12 protein-coding genes are annotated in these 15,231 nt (G+C 63.7%); 6 read left to right on the top strand and 6 right to left on the bottom strand.

Features of this window, described 5'->3' with window-relative positions:
• The first annotated feature begins 106 nt into the window (after positions 1 to 106).
• Positions 107 to 889 (top strand): histidinol-phosphatase, encoded by a 783-nt coding sequence (gene hisN, locus HMPREF9697_RS17160; RefSeq protein WP_002718510.1) that lies wholly within the window; start codon positions 107 to 109, stop codon positions 887 to 889.
• Between the two features lie 4 nt (positions 890 to 893).
• Here hisN and HMPREF9697_RS17155 read toward each other — a convergent pair whose 3' ends face one another.
• Positions 894 to 1,790: a LysR family transcriptional regulator gene (locus tag HMPREF9697_RS17155; protein ID WP_002718509.1), complete on the bottom strand. Its 897-nt coding sequence runs from the start codon at positions 1,788 to 1,790 to the stop codon at positions 894 to 896.
• Positions 1,791 to 1,890: 100 nt separating this feature from the next.
• On the opposite strand from HMPREF9697_RS17155, the gene HMPREF9697_RS17150 reads away from it, so the two are divergent.
• Entirely contained in the window at positions 1,891 to 2,646 is a 756-nt protein-coding gene (locus tag HMPREF9697_RS17150) for a sulfite exporter TauE/SafE family protein (protein WP_002718508.1), read from the top strand.
• Positions 2,647 to 2,665: 19 nt separating this feature from the next.
• Here the strand turns inward: HMPREF9697_RS17150 and HMPREF9697_RS17145 are convergent, their stop codons facing one another.
• Positions 2,666 to 3,610 (bottom strand): alpha/beta fold hydrolase, encoded by a 945-nt coding sequence (locus HMPREF9697_RS17145; protein ID WP_002718507.1) that lies wholly within the window; start codon positions 3,608 to 3,610, stop codon positions 2,666 to 2,668.
• Positions 3,611 to 3,871: 261 nt separating this feature from the next.
• Between HMPREF9697_RS17145 and HMPREF9697_RS17140 the strand changes: the two genes are divergently transcribed.
• On the top strand, positions 3,872 to 4,354 hold the full coding sequence (locus tag HMPREF9697_RS17140; protein ID WP_002718506.1) for an Hsp20 family protein: 483 nt from the start codon (positions 3,872 to 3,874) through the stop codon (positions 4,352 to 4,354).
• Positions 4,355 to 4,408: 54 nt separating this feature from the next.
• Here HMPREF9697_RS17140 and HMPREF9697_RS17135 read toward each other — a convergent pair whose 3' ends face one another.
• Positions 4,409 to 5,284 carry a sigma-70 family RNA polymerase sigma factor gene (locus tag HMPREF9697_RS17135; protein WP_002718505.1) on the bottom strand — a complete coding sequence of 292 codons (876 nt, stop codon included), beginning with the start codon at positions 5,282 to 5,284 and terminating at the stop codon, positions 4,409 to 4,411.
• 107 nt (positions 5,285 to 5,391) lie between these two features.
• Here HMPREF9697_RS17135 and HMPREF9697_RS17130 point away from each other — a divergent pair, with 107 nt between their 5' ends.
• The gene (locus HMPREF9697_RS17130) at positions 5,392 to 5,850 is read left to right on the top strand and encodes a carboxymuconolactone decarboxylase family protein (protein WP_002718504.1); all 459 of its coding nucleotides are present in this window, start codon (positions 5,392 to 5,394) and stop codon (positions 5,848 to 5,850) included.
• 43 nt (positions 5,851 to 5,893) lie between these two features.
• On the opposite strand, the gene HMPREF9697_RS17125 is transcribed toward HMPREF9697_RS17130, so the two are convergent.
• On the bottom strand, positions 5,894 to 6,691 hold the full coding sequence (locus tag HMPREF9697_RS17125; protein ID WP_002718503.1) for a hypothetical protein: 798 nt from the start codon (positions 6,689 to 6,691) through the stop codon (positions 5,894 to 5,896).
• 490 nt (positions 6,692 to 7,181) lie between these two features.
• On the opposite strand from HMPREF9697_RS17125, the gene gltB reads away from it, so the two are divergent.
• Both gltB and HMPREF9697_RS17115 read left to right on the top strand, forming a co-directional pair.
• Positions 7,182 to 11,939: a glutamate synthase large subunit gene (gene gltB / locus HMPREF9697_RS17120; RefSeq protein ID WP_002718502.1), complete on the top strand. Its 4,758-nt coding sequence runs from the start codon at positions 7,182 to 7,184 to the stop codon at positions 11,937 to 11,939.
• A 36-nt stretch (positions 11,940 to 11,975) separates the two neighbouring features.
• Positions 11,976 to 13,433, top strand: a complete 1,458-nt coding sequence (locus HMPREF9697_RS17115) for a glutamate synthase subunit beta (protein ID WP_002718501.1) — start codon at positions 11,976 to 11,978, stop codon at positions 13,431 to 13,433.
• A gap of 182 nt (positions 13,434 to 13,615) precedes the next feature.
• Here HMPREF9697_RS17115 and HMPREF9697_RS17110 read toward each other — a convergent pair whose 3' ends face one another.
• Positions 13,616 to 14,578: an AraC family transcriptional regulator gene (locus HMPREF9697_RS17110; protein ID WP_002718500.1), complete on the bottom strand. Its 963-nt coding sequence runs from the start codon at positions 14,576 to 14,578 to the stop codon at positions 13,616 to 13,618.
• A 144-nt stretch (positions 14,579 to 14,722) separates the two neighbouring features.
• Positions 14,723 to 15,109, bottom strand: coding sequence for a DUF1236 domain-containing protein (locus tag HMPREF9697_RS17105; RefSeq protein ID WP_002718499.1), 387 nt, complete (start codon positions 15,107 to 15,109; stop codon positions 14,723 to 14,725).
• Positions 15,110 to 15,231 lie beyond the last annotated feature (122 nt).

Below are 15,231 nucleotides of genomic sequence, written 5' to 3'. Positions count from 1 at the left end.
CCGGGCTACACTCTTTTTTAGAGCGTTGAACTCCAAGACGTTGACAGCAACACAAGGCAGCGACGCGGCGCGCAGGCCCACAGCAGCAAACAACAAAAGGTTCTCCGTGACGGTCATCGATTTCACTGCCTTCATCGAACGTCTGGCTTCCGCCTCCGGCGACACCATCCTGCCGTTCTTCCGCACCTCGCTCGGTATCGACAATAAGAATACCGGGCGCGACCTCGATCCCGTCACCGAAGCCGACCGCGGCGCCGAGGCGGTGATGCGGCGGATGATCAAGGACAGCTTTCCCCAGCACGGCATCATCGGCGAGGAATTCGGGATCGAACGTCCTGATGCCGAATATGTCTGGGTGCTGGATCCGATCGACGGCACCAAATCGTTCATTTCCGGCATGCCGATCTGGGGCACGCTGATCGCGCTCACCCACCGCGGCCAGCCCGCCTACGGCATGATGCACCAGCCCTATATCGGCGAGCGATTTTCCGGCGACAACGGCGCGGCGCTCTATCAGGGCCGCAATGGAAAACGCAGACTTTCCACCCGCCGCTGCGCTTCGCTCGCCGAAGCGACGCTGTTCACCACGAGCCCCCGCCTGATGAACGACGCCGACCGCGCGCAGTTCGGCAAGATTGAGCAGGAAGTGCAACTGTCGCGTTACGGCGGCGATTGCTACTCCTATTGCATGCTCGCCTCCGGCCATCTCGACATCGTCATCGAGACCGAACTGAAGCCGCACGACGTCGCGGCGCTGATCCCGATCGTGCATGGCGCGGGCGGCATCATGACCACATGGGAAGGCGAAAGCGCGGAGAAGGGCGGGCGCATCGTCGCCTCCGGCGACAAGCGACTGCACGATAGCGTGCTGAAAATGCTGCAGGCGTGAGCCTTTACGCCTTCGCGACCATCTTGAGATAATCGACAAGCTGACGCGCCGCCTTCGGCAGAGCGTGCCCTGCCCGCGTCGCGACCGCCAATTGCCGTTCGGCCCACGGATCCCTGATCCGCACCGCCTTGAGCTTCATCCTCTCGGTGCAGCGTCGCGCGGCGATCTCCGGAATGACCGCAACGCCGACGCCCGCTTCCACCAGCCGCCCGACCGCATCAAATGTTTTGATCCGCGCGCGCATATTGAGCCTGCGCCCGAGCCGCGCGGCATGAGCGGCAAGGTGATCCTGCAACGCCGAGACTTCCGAGAGACCGACAAAGGGACGATCCGCAATCTCGGAGAAGCCGACTTGTCGTCGTCGCGCCAGTTCATCCGCGCGCGCGCAGATCAGCACCAGCCGGTCGTCGCAGAAGCGGAAATGATCGAGCCCCTCGCCCATCACGCTTTCGGCCGCGATGCCGATATCGCCGACGCCCGAGACCAGCGCGAGCGCGATGTCCGGGCTCTTGCGTTCCTCGACATCGATGCTGATCGCGGGATGCTTGGCCAGAAACGCCGCCAGCATACACGGCAGATGTTCGCTGGTCGCCGACGTGTTGGACAGGATGTGGATGTGCCCCTTCACGCCGCCGGTATAAGAGGCTGCTTCGCTGCGCATCTCGGCGACCTGATGCAGCACCAGCCGCGCATGATCGAGCAGCTTTTCGCCGGCCGGCGTCAGCCTGACGCCAAGCCGCTGCCGCTCCAGCAGCGCGACGCCGAGCGCCTCCTCCAGATGCCTGATCCGTGCGCTGGCGGAAGCAAGCGCGAGGCCCACGCGGCTCGCGGCGCGGGTGATGTTGCCCGCCTCGGCCACCGCGACGAACAAATTGAGGTCGACGAGATCGAACGGCCGCACGGGTTACCTCCCATCTTTTCCTCAGCCTTCGGAAAATCCGAAGGCTTTCTGCGTAACCTCCACATTGTGCACGGGCGCCGACTTGGTCAATGTGCGCGCCATGTTCGACCCGATTCTCTTCGCCATCGCTCTCGTTTTCATGGTTGCCGGATTCGTCAAAGGCGTGATCGGCATGGCTTTGCCGACCATCGTGATCGGCCTGCTCTCGACCAGCATGTCGACCGCGCACGCCATCGCCCTCGTCATCGTTCCGGCGATCCTCACCAACATCTGGCAGACCTTCAACGGGCCCTATCTGGCCGACATTCTCAGGCGGCTATGGCCGCTGCTGCTATGCACCTGTCTCGGCGTCTGGTCGGGCACGGGATTTCTCTCCGGTCCCTATGCGCCTTACGGCACGATCCTGCTCGGCATCCTGCTCGTGGTCTATTCCATCATCGCGCTGATGCGCGCCCAATTCTATCTGCCGAAGGGAAAGGAGACGTGGATCGGAGTCGTTTGCGGCTACACGTCAGGGCTGATCGCGGCCGCCACCGGCATGCAGGCGATCCCGACGATGCCCTACCTCCAGGCCATTGGCATGGAGCGCGACGAATTCATCCAGGCGCTCGGCGTGTTCTTCACCACCTCCACCGTGGCGATGCTGTTCAATCTCACGCATAGCGGCATTCTCACATGGGAGCTGGCCATCCCCTCGACGCTTGGCCTCGTGACCTCGCTGATCGGCATGTATCTCGGCCAGTTGCTGCGCCAGCGCCTGCCCGCCGAAACCTTCCGGCGCTGCTTCCTGGTTTCGATGATCCTGTTGGGCGGCTACCTCGCCGTCGACAAGATCATGAAGCTGCATCTGCTGTGAAGGCGCAGACGCCAGCGCGTCAAAACAGCGGCGTGCCGGGAACGAAAGCGTCGAACGCCGCCCAGAACTGCGCGCGGTAGCGGTCCTGCTCCTGCAGGATTTCGTGCCTCGAGCCTGCGATGACGAGATGCGATCCCGTCCGCAGATGATAGGCGAACTCCTCGATCGCAGCCGTCGAAACCACCGTGTCATGCCCCGCCGCAAGCAGCAGCAGCGGCTGGCGGATGCGTGAGGGATAGGTCGTGGCGCGAAAACCAAGGATGGTGCGGAACGCCGCATCGGTCCAGCCGACCGTCGGCGCGGCGATGCCCAGCGTCGGGTCTTCTTCCAATATCCCGGCGTTGCGCGCGTAGCGCACCGGGTCGCTCGTCACCGGATTGTCCGCGAACGGCCCGGTGCCGACGAGTTTGTCGCTGCCGCCGGGAATGTAGTTTCCGCCCATGCCGGCGAAACGCATGGTGCGGATCAGCGTGCGGATCGGCCAGCCGGTCGTGCGGCCCGGCAGGTCGATCATCGGCGCCGTCATCACGATGCGATCAAACCAGCGCGAGCCGCCATGCAGCACGCGCAGCAGCACCGCGCCGCCCATCGAATGCGCCAGCGCGAAGTAAGGCGGCGGGCAATCCGGCATCACCACCTGCTGCACGAAGGCTGCAACATCCGCCTCGTAATCCCTGAAGTTGCGGACATAGCCTTTGCGCGGATCGCTCAACTGCCGCGCCGAATGGCCCTGCCCGCGCCAGTCGATCATCGCGACCGCAAACCCGCGCGCGCGCAAATCTCGCACCGTCTCGAAATATTTCTCGATGCATTCGCCGCGCCCGGTGAACACGCAGACGGTGCCCTTGCGCCCGGCGGGCGGCGCCCATCGCGCGAAGCGCAACTCCACGCCGTCGCGGGCCTTGATCGTGCCGGACACGACGTCTTCCGGAACCGGATTGGCGGGAATCGAAACCAGCGTCATGAGGGGGCCGAAGACAGGCAATGGCGGGAAAATATGGACATTCGCAAGGTACCGTCTCCTCTTGAACGTCCCGGGAGCATCTCCATATCAGTTTCGTGCAGGCCAGTTAAGGCTGCACGCAGAACGAAAACCCGGCCAGATCGGCGGGTTGTCTGCTCTTTGGAAAAAGAGCCGCGCGTTTTGCCCGCAAGACATCGTGCTGCTCGCGGCATGAGATGCATTGCTGACAGACGCGTCGGTCGCTCACTGGAGGACTGAACCATGCGTACCTTTGATCTCACCCCGTTCTATCGTTCCACCGTCGGTTTCGACCGCCTTTTCTCGCTGCTCGACCAGGCGTCGGGCGACGGCGCGTCAGGCTATCCGCCCTACAACATCGAGCGGACTGGCGAGAACGACTTCCGAATTACGGTCGCCGTCTCCGGCTTCTCGCAGAATGACATCTCCATCGTCGCGAAGGAAAACACGCTGACGATCAAGGGCGAGAAGGTCGCGAACGAGAACAGCAAGAACGAACTGCTCTATCGCGGCATCGCCTCGCGCGCCTTCGAGCGCACCTTCCAGCTTGCCGATTTCGTGCAGGTGAAGAACGCTTCGCTCGAGAACGGCCTGCTCCATGTCGATCTCGTTCGCGAGATCCCGGAAGCCGCCAAACCGCGCCAGATTCCGATCACGACCGTCAACGCCGCGCCGAAACCGGTCGAGGCGAAACCCGTCGAGACCGGCGGCAAACAGGCCGCCTGATCACGACGAACCACTTCTCCCAAGACTTCGCCCCGGCATTTGCCGGGGCGTTTTTTATGTGTTGAGCATCGCCACGTCGAAACCCTGCAGCCGGTCTGGATCGGCAACGGCCTGAATGGCTGCGATACGATCGCCCACGATCTGAAGCTCCAGTATGAGCCGAAGCCGTCCACCGAACACCACGGCAATCGCCATCGCGCCATCGACCACCGCGGGCTGCGCCGCCTGCGCGCGTCCCTTGAAGGTGTTGGCCACCGCCTCCGCGCCACGCAGCTCGGCCGCGCCGCCCATTTTCACCGCCACCGCATCCGACCTGAACACGACCTCCGGATCGAGCACGGACAACAGCGCTTCGAAGTCGCCATTCTTGGACGCCGCGAGAAACGCATCGACAATCACGCGCTGGCGGCTGAGATCGGCCTCAGGCATTTCACCATCGGATTTCGCGGAGGCACCCTGCACGCGGCGGCGGGCGCGACTCGCCAATTGTCTTGCGGCGGCAGGCTGACGCCCGACAATCGGAGCGATGTCCTCGAACGGCACTGCGAACATGTCATGCAGCACGAAGGCCAGCCGCTCGGCGGGCGTCAGCGTATCAAGCACGATCAACAGCGCCGCGCCGACGGAATCGGCAACTTCCTCTTCGCCGTTTTCGTTGTCGGCGGCAGGCTCTGGCACATGCGGGCCGAGTTGTTCCTCCCGTCGCGACTTGCGCGTGCGCAGCATGTCGAGACAGATTCGCGCGACCACGGTCGTGAGCCAGCCGCCGAGATTGTCGATGCCGCCGCCATCGGTACGGCCGAGCCGCAGCCAGGCTTCCTGCACCGCATCCTCCGCCTCGCTGCGCGAACCGAGCATCCGGTAGGCAACGGCACGCAGATGCGCCCGGTTGGCCTCGAACCTCTCCGCCAGAAAATTATTTTCGCTCATCGGTCACATCTCCGCAGCCTGCTCCGTCACCCCTCTGACGAACCGCTCCGGCCGAATGTGACAGTGGCCGGAACCGGGCGATCAAAAATCCAAGAAGGAGGTTTCCGATGCAACCCCGTATGAACAATCCTGCTTTGCTTAATTCCGACGCCATGAAGGCGCTCGGCGCGCTGAATGAAGCCGCGAAGAAAGGCAATATTCCCACGACATTCCACGAACTGCTGTGCCTGCGCGCCAGCCAGATCAATGGATGCAGCGTCTGTATCGACGGCCACTGGCGGATCGCGAGGAAGGCTGGCGAAACCGATGAGCGGCTCTTCGCCGTCGCGGCATGGCGTGACACGCCCTACTTCACGGCCGCCGAACGCGCGGCGCTCGCGCTCACCGAAGCCATGACGCAGCTGAGCGACAGGGATGATCCCGTCCCCGACAAAATCTGGGACGAACTGATCCGCCATTACAACGAGACCGATATCGTCTCTCTGCTTCTGACGATCGCCACCATCAACGTCTGGAATCGTCTCAACATCGCGACGAAACAACAGGCGGGCTTCTGGAAGCCCTGAATTAAAAAGGGCGTCCGGTTCATCGGTCGCCCTTTTTATTTTCTCAATCCATCGGCTGGACCGGCGGCATCGGCCCGGTCGGCTTCAGTTCGACGCTCGACGCATCCGTCGCAGGACTCGCTTCAGGCTTTGCCTCGACCTTGGCGGGCTCCTTCGCGGCGGATGAGGCGCCCGACAATTGAGCCGTATGCGCTGTGGATGGTGCCGTCTGCGGTTTGGCCGGTGCGGTTGCGACGGTGGCCGGATTGGATTTCGGAGCCGTCTTTGCCAGCGCCTTTGCCGCGCGCTTGAGCGGTGCCGCATGATGAGGCGCAGGCGGCGGTGCGTCGTGATCCGCCATGCGTGGCGGATAATCCCGACGCGGCGGCGCGGCGCCATAAGAATCGCGAGGATCGCGCGCGAACCGTGCGGGCGGCGGGCCGGGTGACCCGTACATGCGGTCGAGTTCGTCGCGCAGGCGCGTATCCATGCGCATCGCCGGAATGAAGCGGATCGGCTCACCGCTACGCGCATCGACGATCAGGCGGCCGTCATCACCGTCCTCATTCAACACCGCGACGGTGTAGACCCAGCCACGCCGGAACACCGGGCCGAGCTGTGAAAAGCCTTGCTGGCGCAGGATTCTCGGAATTTCCTCCGGGGCGAGCACGACGCCGTCGCCATCTTCCATCGGCACCGGCTCGGGCGGGCCGACATATGCGCCGCGATAGGGCCCGTCGTCGCTTCTGAGAACGTCGGCGACCTGAATGATCTGAGCCTGAATGACCTGAGCGCGCGCAGGCAGCGAGGCGATGCCCGCCGCCATGACCGTCCCTGCGCAAACCGAAGCGAACAGCTTCATCGATCGTCTCCCTGTCATCCACAGCCCTGAACTTCGAGAGTTTCAGACGTTATTTTGCTGTGGATTTCGGCAAGGAATGGGCCGGGCTTGGGCCGGAACGAGATTCTTTGCGGCCAACAGCCTCAGAAAAACGAGGCGGCAATTCCCGTTGGCGGCCATGCATCCACCGGGGACTCCAATGTGCTTGTGTGATAGAAAAAAGTTTGGCAATCTCGCGGGTAGGACAGCAATACTGTCCCATATTTTGCCGGGATTTCAGGCGGGGATGGCGGGTCCAAATCCAGCGCCGCGCCAGGAAATACCGCTCGTTCGCGCCGGATAAGCGCCAGCGAGCCTGCATTTTCGACACGAGCTCGTCTATCGGCGGGCGGTTCTCGGCTCGGGGCTTTGGCTCAGGGCTTCGGCTCATGGTGGCCCGAGCAAACCGCAAACGCCGTGGGTGCGGCTGGACGATCAGTAAAGAGGCCCCTGAGCGGGTTTGAGGCACAAGATGAGCAAGTTCGTGAGATACACAGGCGGTGCCCAAGCACCAGGGATGGTTCAGGTGGGTGATGACCGGCCTGAACGAACACAACATGACGCCAGCGCTCACGCCGTCGAACACACGTGGCGTCCGCCGGCCGAGGGCCTCTACGACCCCTCTCTTGAAAAAGATTCCTGCGGCGTCGGCTTCATCGCCAATATCAAGGGCAAGAAGTCCCACCAGATCGTCACCGACGCGATCAACATTCTGTGCAATCTCGAACACCGTGGCGCCGTTGGCGCCGACCCGCGCGCCGGCGACGGCGCGGGCATCCTGGTTCAGATCCCGCACGATTTCTTCGTTCGTAAAACCAAGGAACTCGGCTTCGCCCTGCCGAAGCCCGGCGACTACGCCGTTGGCGCGCTGTTCATGCCGCGCGACGATTCCTGGCGCACCGTCATTCAAAGCATCATCGCCGATCAGGTTGCCGCCGAGGGCATGAAGCTGCTCGGCTGGCGCAACGTGCCGACCGACAATTCCTCGCTCGGCGTCACCGTGAAGCCGACCGAACCCGCGAACATGCAGGTGTTCATCGGCCGCGGCAGCGTCGCCGGCACCGAGGAAGAGTTCGAGCGCAAGCTCTACATCCTGCGCAAGTCGATCTCGAACGCGATCTATCAACGCCGCGAACGGGGCCTCTCCGGCTATTATCCGGTGTCGATCTCGACGCGCACCATCGTCTACAAGGGCATGTTCCTCGCCGACCAGCTCGGCAAGTACTATCCCGACCTGCACGAGGACGATTTCGTCAGCGCGCTCGCGCTGGTGCATCAGCGCTTCTCGACCAACACCTTCCCGGCATGGTCGCTCGCGCACCCCTACCGCATGATCGCCCACAACGGCGAAATCAACACGCTGCGCGGCAACGTCAACTGGATGGCCGCACGTCAAGCTTCGGTGAAGTCCGACCTGTTCGGCAAGGACATCGACCGGCTGTGGCCGATCTCCTATGAGGGCCAGTCCGACACCGCCTGCTTTGACAACGCGCTCGAATTCCTGGTGCAGGGCGGCTACTCGATGGCCCACGCCATGATGATGCTGGTGCCCGAAGCCTGGGCCGGCAATCCGCTGATGGATGAGGAACGCCGCGCGTTCTACGAATATCACGCCGCGATGATGGAGCCGTGGGACGGACCCGCCGCGCTCGCCTTCACCGACGGCCGCCAGATCGGCGCGACACTGGATCGCAACGGACTTCGTCCCGCGCGCTATCTCGTCACCAAGGATGATCGCATCCTGATGGCGTCCGAAATGGGCGTGCTGCCGATTCCGGAAGACCAGATCGTCACCAAGTGGCGGCTGCAACCGGGCAAGATGCTGCTGGTCGACCTCGAACAGGGCCGCCTGATTCCCGACGACGAGATCAAGGCGGAGCTTGCCGCGAGCCATCCCTATCGCGCCTGGCTCGACAACACCCAGATCGTGCTCGAAGAACTGCAGGCGCCCGCCGCCAAGAACCCGCAGAAGTCGAACCTGTCGCTGCTCGATCGCCAGCAGGCCTTCGGCTACACGCAGGAAGACCTTGCCGTGCTGATGTCGCCGATGGCGGCGATGGGCGAGGAAGCCGTCGGTTCGATGGGCACCGACACGCCGCTGTCGGCGCTGTCCGACAGGCCGAAGCCGCTGTTCACCTACTTCAAGCAGAACTTCGCGCAGGTGACGAACCCGCCGATCGATCCGATCCGCGAGGAAGCGGTGATGAGCCTCGTCTCCATCATCGGCCCGCGCCCGAACCTGTTCGATCTCGAAGGCCTGTCGCGCAACAAGCGCCTCGAAGTGCGCCAGCCTATCCTGACCGACGATGATCTCGAGAAGATCTGCTCGATCTCGGAGATCGCGGAATCACAGTTCAAGTCGCGCACGCTGGACACCACCTTCCACGCGGGCCTCGGCGCCGCCGGAATGGAGCAGGTGCTCGACGAATTGTGCGCGCGCGCTGAAGCAGCCGTGCGCGAAGGCCATAACATCATCATCCTGTCCGACCGCGCCGCCGGCACGGACCGGATTCCGATTCCGTCGCTGCTCGCCTGCGCCGCCGTGCATCATCATCTGATCCGCACCGGTCTGCGCACCTCGGTCGGCCTCGTCGTGCAATCCGGCGAACCGCGCGAAGTGCATCACTTCGCCTGCCTCGCGGGCTACGGCGCCGAAGCGATCAACCCCTATCTCGCGTTCGAGAGCATCGTCGCGATGAAGGATCAACTGCCCGGCACGCCGGACGGCAAGGAAGCGGTCAAGCGCTACATCAAGGCGATCGGCAAGGGCCTGCTGAAGGTCATGTCGAAGATGGGCATCTCGACCTATCAGTCCTATTGCGGCGCGCAGATCTTTGACGCCATCGGACTGAAGACCGATTTCATCGCCAAGTATTTCACCGGCACCCACACCCGCATCGAGGGCGTGGGCCTCGCCGAGATCGCCGAGGAAACCGTGCGCCGCCACACCATGGCGTTCGGCGACGAGCAGATCTACCAGAACTCGCTCGATTTCGGCGGCGAATACGCGCTCCGCACCCGCGGCGAGGACCATGCCTGGACCGCCGACACGGTCGCGACGCTGCAGCACGCCGTCCGCGGCAATTCGGAGGACCGCTACCGGGCCTTCGCCAAGCAGATCAACGAGCAGGCCGAGAAGCTGCTCACGCTGCGTGGCCTGTTCCGCATCAAGTCGGCCGAGGACGACAAGCGCAAGCCTGTCCCGCTCGACGAGGTCGAACCGGCCGCGGAGATCGTCAAGCGTTTCGCCACCGGCGCGATGTCGTACGGCTCGATTTCGCGCGAGGCGCACACCACGCTCGCGATCGCGATGAACCGGATCGGCGGCAAGTCGAACACCGGCGAAGGCGGCGAGGAATCCGACCGCTTCAAGCCGATGCCGAACGGCGATTCGATGCGCTCGGCGATCAAGCAGGTCGCGTCCGGCCGCTTCGGCGTGACGACGGAGTATCTCGTCAACTCCGACATGATGCAGATCAAGATGGCGCAGGGTGCGAAGCCCGGCGAAGGCGGTCAGTTGCCCGGCCACAAGGTCGACGCCACCATCGCCAAGGTGCGCCACTCGACACCGGGCGTCGGCCTGATCTCGCCGCCGCCGCATCACGACATCTATTCGATCGAAGACCTCGCGCAGCTCATCTACGACCTGAAGAACGTCAATCCCGACGGTCAGGTCTCGGTGAAGCTCGTCTCCGAGATCGGCGTCGGCACGGTTGCCGCGGGCGTCGCCAAGGCGCGCGCCGACCACGTCACCATTTCGGGATTCGAGGGCGGCACCGGCGCTTCCCCGCTGACCTCGATCAAGCACGCAGGCTCGCCGTGGGAAGTCGGCATCGCCGAAACCCACCAGACGCTGGTGCGCGAACGGCTGCGTTCGCGCATCGCCGTGCAGGTCGACGGCGGCTTCCGCACCGGCCGCGACGTCGTGATCGGCGCACTGCTCGGCGCCGACGAGTTCGGCTTCGCCACCGCACCGTTGATTGCAGCCGGCTGCATCATGATGCGCAAGTGTCACCTCAACACCTGCCCGGTCGGTGTCGCGACGCAGGACCCGGTGCTGCGCAAGCGCTTCACCGGCCAGCCCGAGCACGTCATCAACTACTTCTTCTTCGTCGCCGCGGAAGTCCGCGAGATCATGGCGAGCCTCGGCTACCGCACCTTCAACGAGATGGTCGGCCAGAGCCAGATGCTCGACCAGACCCGTCTCGTCGCGCACTGGAAGGCGAAGGGCCTCGACTTCTCCAAGCTGTTCTTCAAGCAGAAGGAAGAAAAGGGTCAGGTGATCTATCACAACGAGCCGCAGGACCATCACCTCGAGAACGTGCTGGACCGCAAGCTCATCAAGGAAGCGCAGGCGGCACTCGACCGCGGCGCGCCGGTGAAGATCGAAGCCGAGATCCACAACACCGACCGCAGCGCGGGCGCGATGCTCGCGGGTGCGCTCGCCAAGCGTTACGGCCATGCCGGCCTGCCGCATGACACGATCAATGTCCGCCTCAAGGGTACCGCGGGTCAGGCATTCGGCGCGTGGTTGTCCCACGGCATCACCTTCGATCTCGAAGGCGAAGGCAACGACTATGTCGGCAAGGGCCTGTCGGGTGGCCGCATCATCGTGCGCCCGCCGCAGAACTCCGCCATCGTACCGGAAGAGTCGATCATCGTCGGCAACACGGTGCTGTACGGCGCGATCCAGGGCGAAGCCTACATGCGCGGCATCGCGGGCGAACGCTTCGCGGTGCGCAACTCCGGCGCCGTCGCGGTGATCGAAGGCGTGGGCGACCACGGCTGCGAATACATGACCGGCGGCATCGTCATCGTGCTGGGCAAGACCGGCCGCAACTTCGCAGCCGGCATGTCCGGCGGCATCGCCTATGTGCTCGACGAGGACAACACCTTCGCCAAGCGCTGCAACATGGCGATGGTCGAGCTCGAGCCGGTGCTCTCCGAGGAAATGATTGCCGAGGACGAGTACCACATGCACGAGGATCTCGAGGCGCATGGCCGCGTCGATGTGTTCGAGGACCTGCTCGACGCCGACATCAAGCGGCTGCGCGTGCTGATCGAGCGCCACGCCAAATACGCCGGATCGAAGCGCGCCGCCGAGATTCTGGCGAACTGGAAGAAGTACCTGCCGATGTTCCGCAAGGTGATGCCGGTCGAGTACCGCCGCGCTCTGCGCGAGATGAAGGCGAAGAAGGAAGCCGAGCGCCCCATCGCGATCGGTGCATAAGCAACATTGGACACACGTTTGGGGCGTTAGGTTACCATGGGTAAGATTACGGGATTTCTTGAATTCGAACGTCACGACCGCAGCTACACGCCTGTCGCTGAGCGCGTGAAGAACTTCAACGACTTCGTCATTCCGCTGTCGGAGAAAGAACTTCGCGATCAGGCCGCGCGCTGCATGAGCTGCGGCGTGCCTTATTGCCACGGCACCGGCTCGGTCGCGCCCGGCACGCCCGGCTGTCCGGTCAACAACCAGATCCCGGACTGGAACGACCTCGTCTACAGGGGCGACTGGCAGGAAGCTTCGCGCAACCTGCACTCGACCAACAACTTCCCCGAATTCACCGGCCGTATCTGCCCCGCGCCGTGCGAGGCGTCCTGCACGCTGAACCTCATCGACAGCCCGGTCACCATCAAGAGCATCGAATGCGCGATCGTCGACCGCGCGTGGGAAAACGGCTGGCTGCCGCCGGAAGTCGCCTCTGAGAAGACCGGCAAGAAAATCGCCGTGATCGGCTCCGGCCCGGCAGGCCTCGCCTGTGCGCAGCAGCTCGCGCGCGTCGGCCATGAGGTTCATGTCTACGAGAAGCACGCCAAGGCCGGCGGCCTCCTGCGCTACGGCATTCCCGACTTCAAGATGGAGAAGCACACCATCGACCGCCGCATCAAGCAGATGGAAGGCGAAGGCGTGGTGTTTCACTACGGCAAGGCGGTCGGCGGGACCTCGCCCGGCGCGATCGATCCGAAGGAATTGCTCAAGAGCTATGACGCCGTCGCGTTGACCGGCGGCGCCGAGGCGCCGCGCGATCTGCTGGTGCCTGGCCGCGACCTGTCCGGCATCCATTATGCGATGGACTTCCTGCCGCAGCAGAACCGCCGCGTCGGCAAGGAGTCGCTCGACGGCGTGAACGAGATTCTGGCCACCGGCAAGCATGTCATCGTCATTGGCGGCGGCGACACCGGATCGGACTGCATCGGCACCTCTGTGCGTCAGGGCGCGAAGTCGGTGACGCAACTCGAAATCCTGCCCGAGCCGCCGGTGCACGAGAACAAGCCGCTGACCTGGCCGTACTGGCCGCTGAAGCTGCGCATCTCGTCGAGCCAGGCCGAAGGCGCGCAGCGCGAATACGCGGTGATGTCGCAGAAGTTCTCCGGCGAGAACGGTAAGGTGACGAAGCTGCACTGCGTGCATGTCGACGCCAAGTTCCAGCCGGTACCCGGCACCGAATTCGAACTGCCCGCCGAGCTCGTGCTGCTGGCGATGGGCTTCGTGCATCCGGTGCACGAGGGGCTGCTGAAGTCACTCGGCGTCGATCTCGACCCGCGCGGCAATGTCCGCGCCTCAACCAACGACTACAAGACCTCGGTCGCGAAGGTGTTCACTTCCGGAGACATGCGCCGCGGACAGTCGCTCGTTGTCTGGGCGATCCGCGAAGGCCGCCAGTGCGCCGCCTCGATCGACCAGTTCCTGATGGGCGCCACGACCCTGCCGCGCTAAGGGCAACTGAAAATTGTTACGTGATGAAATTCTGGCAGCATCACTAAACTGATTGCCAGGTCATGAAACCCGAAAAAGCCCCGCGTCTTGCGGGGCTTTTTTTATGGGTGGCATCAAGCCGGGGCACTTTTGCAGAAGATTGGCTCACCGTCGTCTCACTGCGCGCAAAGGCGCTGCCGCGGTCAAGAATTTCTCACCACGCCGTGGCGCACATCGCCCGGCGTCAGGCCATAGGCAGCGCGAAATGCGCGGTAGAAAGTCGCCATGCCGTCAAAGCCGCAGGAAAACGCCACATCCAGCACCGGGCGATGCGGCTGGCTCACCAGCATGCGGCGCGCCGCCTCAAGCCGCCGCCTCATCAATGTTCGCGCGAAGCTCATGCCTGTCGGCTCGAACACCAGATGAAGCTGACGCACTGAAATTCCCAGCATTGTCGCAACCATCACAGGTGCGAGTTGCGGGCGATGGAATTCGCGATCGATGATCGACCGTGCGGCATAGAGACAGCCGGTCCGGAGCGCCGCGCGGTTGCCGGGTGCGCCGAGGCCGATGCGCCCGCGCGCGATCAGGGCAAGCCGAAAGATGTGCTCGAGATCGGTGACGCTGGCCTCCGCCGTCTCCGGCGGCTGCGACGTCAGCGCGGAGAACATCACGCCGACGAGGCTCGTCAGCCGCATATTTTCGTGCAGCGGCGTCGCGACAAGATCGTCCACCGGTGCGCCAAAATCGACACCGGCGGACAATGGCAGTTTGAGCACGCGATAGACGAAATCACCGGGAGCGTCCGGCACGGATGCGAAGGGCTGATCCGAATGGCCGAGTGTCACCAGGCCCGGGCTGATCCGATACGCTTCGCCGCCGCACATATGGGTCCAGCCGGGGCCCCTCACCTGCGAGCCGATGCAGAGGCTGTCGCCCTGCACCCGCGCAATGTCTGACGATTTGCGTTCCATCCGATAAGTCGAAGCGCGCATCTCGATCAGGGTCGCCCGCCCCATCGGCGCGGCGACAAAATGTCCATGAAAGTCCGGGCGACGCTCGCGGTCGAGTTCAAGCGTGACGCCGAACAGACTCTTGCCGCGCACCTCACACCAATGCTGAAAGCGATCCTGCGGCCGCAAATGGTCGGTCGAAAATGTGAGCATTGCGGTCGGCGCCGGTCCGGCGAATCTCCTGAACCCTGTTGCGGTCACGTTAGTGCGGATTGCCTGACCGACAAGGCAACGATTGGATAAGGATACAAGAAAGCCCCGCCGTGTTCTCACGGCGGGGCTTCGCTTGTGTCCTGATTACTCCACGACGCGAATGATCCGGCGCGTGCGCGGATCGACGATCACACGCTGGTCGTTGACCACCGCATAGCGATAGGTGTGATAACGCGGCACCTCGTGCAGAACCACCGTCTCCGGCAGAGGCTCGCCCACGGCAATCCGCTCATGCACCACGACCGATGGCACGCGTTCGCCGCGCACCGAGGTGATCACGGCATCAGGAATCGCGGCGGCAGTACCGACCGCAGCACCCACCGTGCCGCCAACGATGGCACCCGGCGCGCCGAGAACCGCGCCACCCGCTTCCGCGCCACCGCGCGCGCTGTCGCGAACCACGTTCTGCGCGGAGGCCACAGCAGGCGCCAACACAAGAGCCGCAACTGCAACCGCTGTCTTCATCTTCATGATCTGTCTCCCTCAATCAAATTGACGCATGTTAACGGTCAAAGCCGAGGGCCGTTCCGAAAGCGATGTTCCTTGTCACGCGGCGAAAATGTGAAAAGCGTGCCGGAAACAAGGCACAAGTT

Origin of the sequence: Afipia felis ATCC 53690 (genome assembly GCF_000314735.2) — a bacterium.
GTDB classification, from domain to species: domain Bacteria; phylum Pseudomonadota; class Alphaproteobacteria; order Rhizobiales; family Xanthobacteraceae; genus Afipia; species Afipia felis.
Note: the sequence above shows the minus strand (reverse complement) of the source record. Positions and strands in the feature narration are given on the sequence as shown.

What these genes read in the sequence shown, in the direction of transcription:
- HMPREF9697_RS17140 (WP_002718506.1), top strand. Translation starts at nt 3,872, where the DNA reads ATGCGTACCTTTGATCTCACCCCGTTCTATCGTTCCACCGTCGGTTTC.
- HMPREF9697_RS17105 (WP_002718499.1), bottom strand. Translation starts at nt 15,109, where the DNA reads ATGAAGATGAAGACAGCGGTTGCAGTTGCGGCTCTTGTGTTGGCGCCT.
- HMPREF9697_RS17115 (WP_002718501.1), top strand. Translation starts at nt 11,976, where the DNA reads ATGGGTAAGATTACGGGATTTCTTGAATTCGAACGTCACGACCGCAGC.
- HMPREF9697_RS17125 (WP_002718503.1), bottom strand. Translation starts at nt 6,691, where the DNA reads ATGAAGCTGTTCGCTTCGGTTTGCGCAGGGACGGTCATGGCGGCGGGC.
- HMPREF9697_RS17135 (WP_002718505.1), bottom strand. Translation starts at nt 5,284, where the DNA reads ATGAGCGAAAATAATTTTCTGGCGGAGAGGTTCGAGGCCAACCGGGCG.
- HMPREF9697_RS17150 (WP_002718508.1), top strand. Translation starts at nt 1,891, where the DNA reads ATGTTCGACCCGATTCTCTTCGCCATCGCTCTCGTTTTCATGGTTGCC.
- HMPREF9697_RS17145 (WP_002718507.1), bottom strand. Translation starts at nt 3,610, where the DNA reads ATGACGCTGGTTTCGATTCCCGCCAATCCGGTTCCGGAAGACGTCGTG.
- HMPREF9697_RS17110 (WP_002718500.1), bottom strand. Translation starts at nt 14,578, where the DNA reads ATGCTCACATTTTCGACCGACCATTTGCGGCCGCAGGATCGCTTTCAG.
- HMPREF9697_RS17130 (WP_002718504.1), top strand. Translation starts at nt 5,392, where the DNA reads ATGCAACCCCGTATGAACAATCCTGCTTTGCTTAATTCCGACGCCATG.
- gltB (WP_002718502.1), top strand. Translation starts at nt 7,182, where the DNA reads ATGAGCAAGTTCGTGAGATACACAGGCGGTGCCCAAGCACCAGGGATG.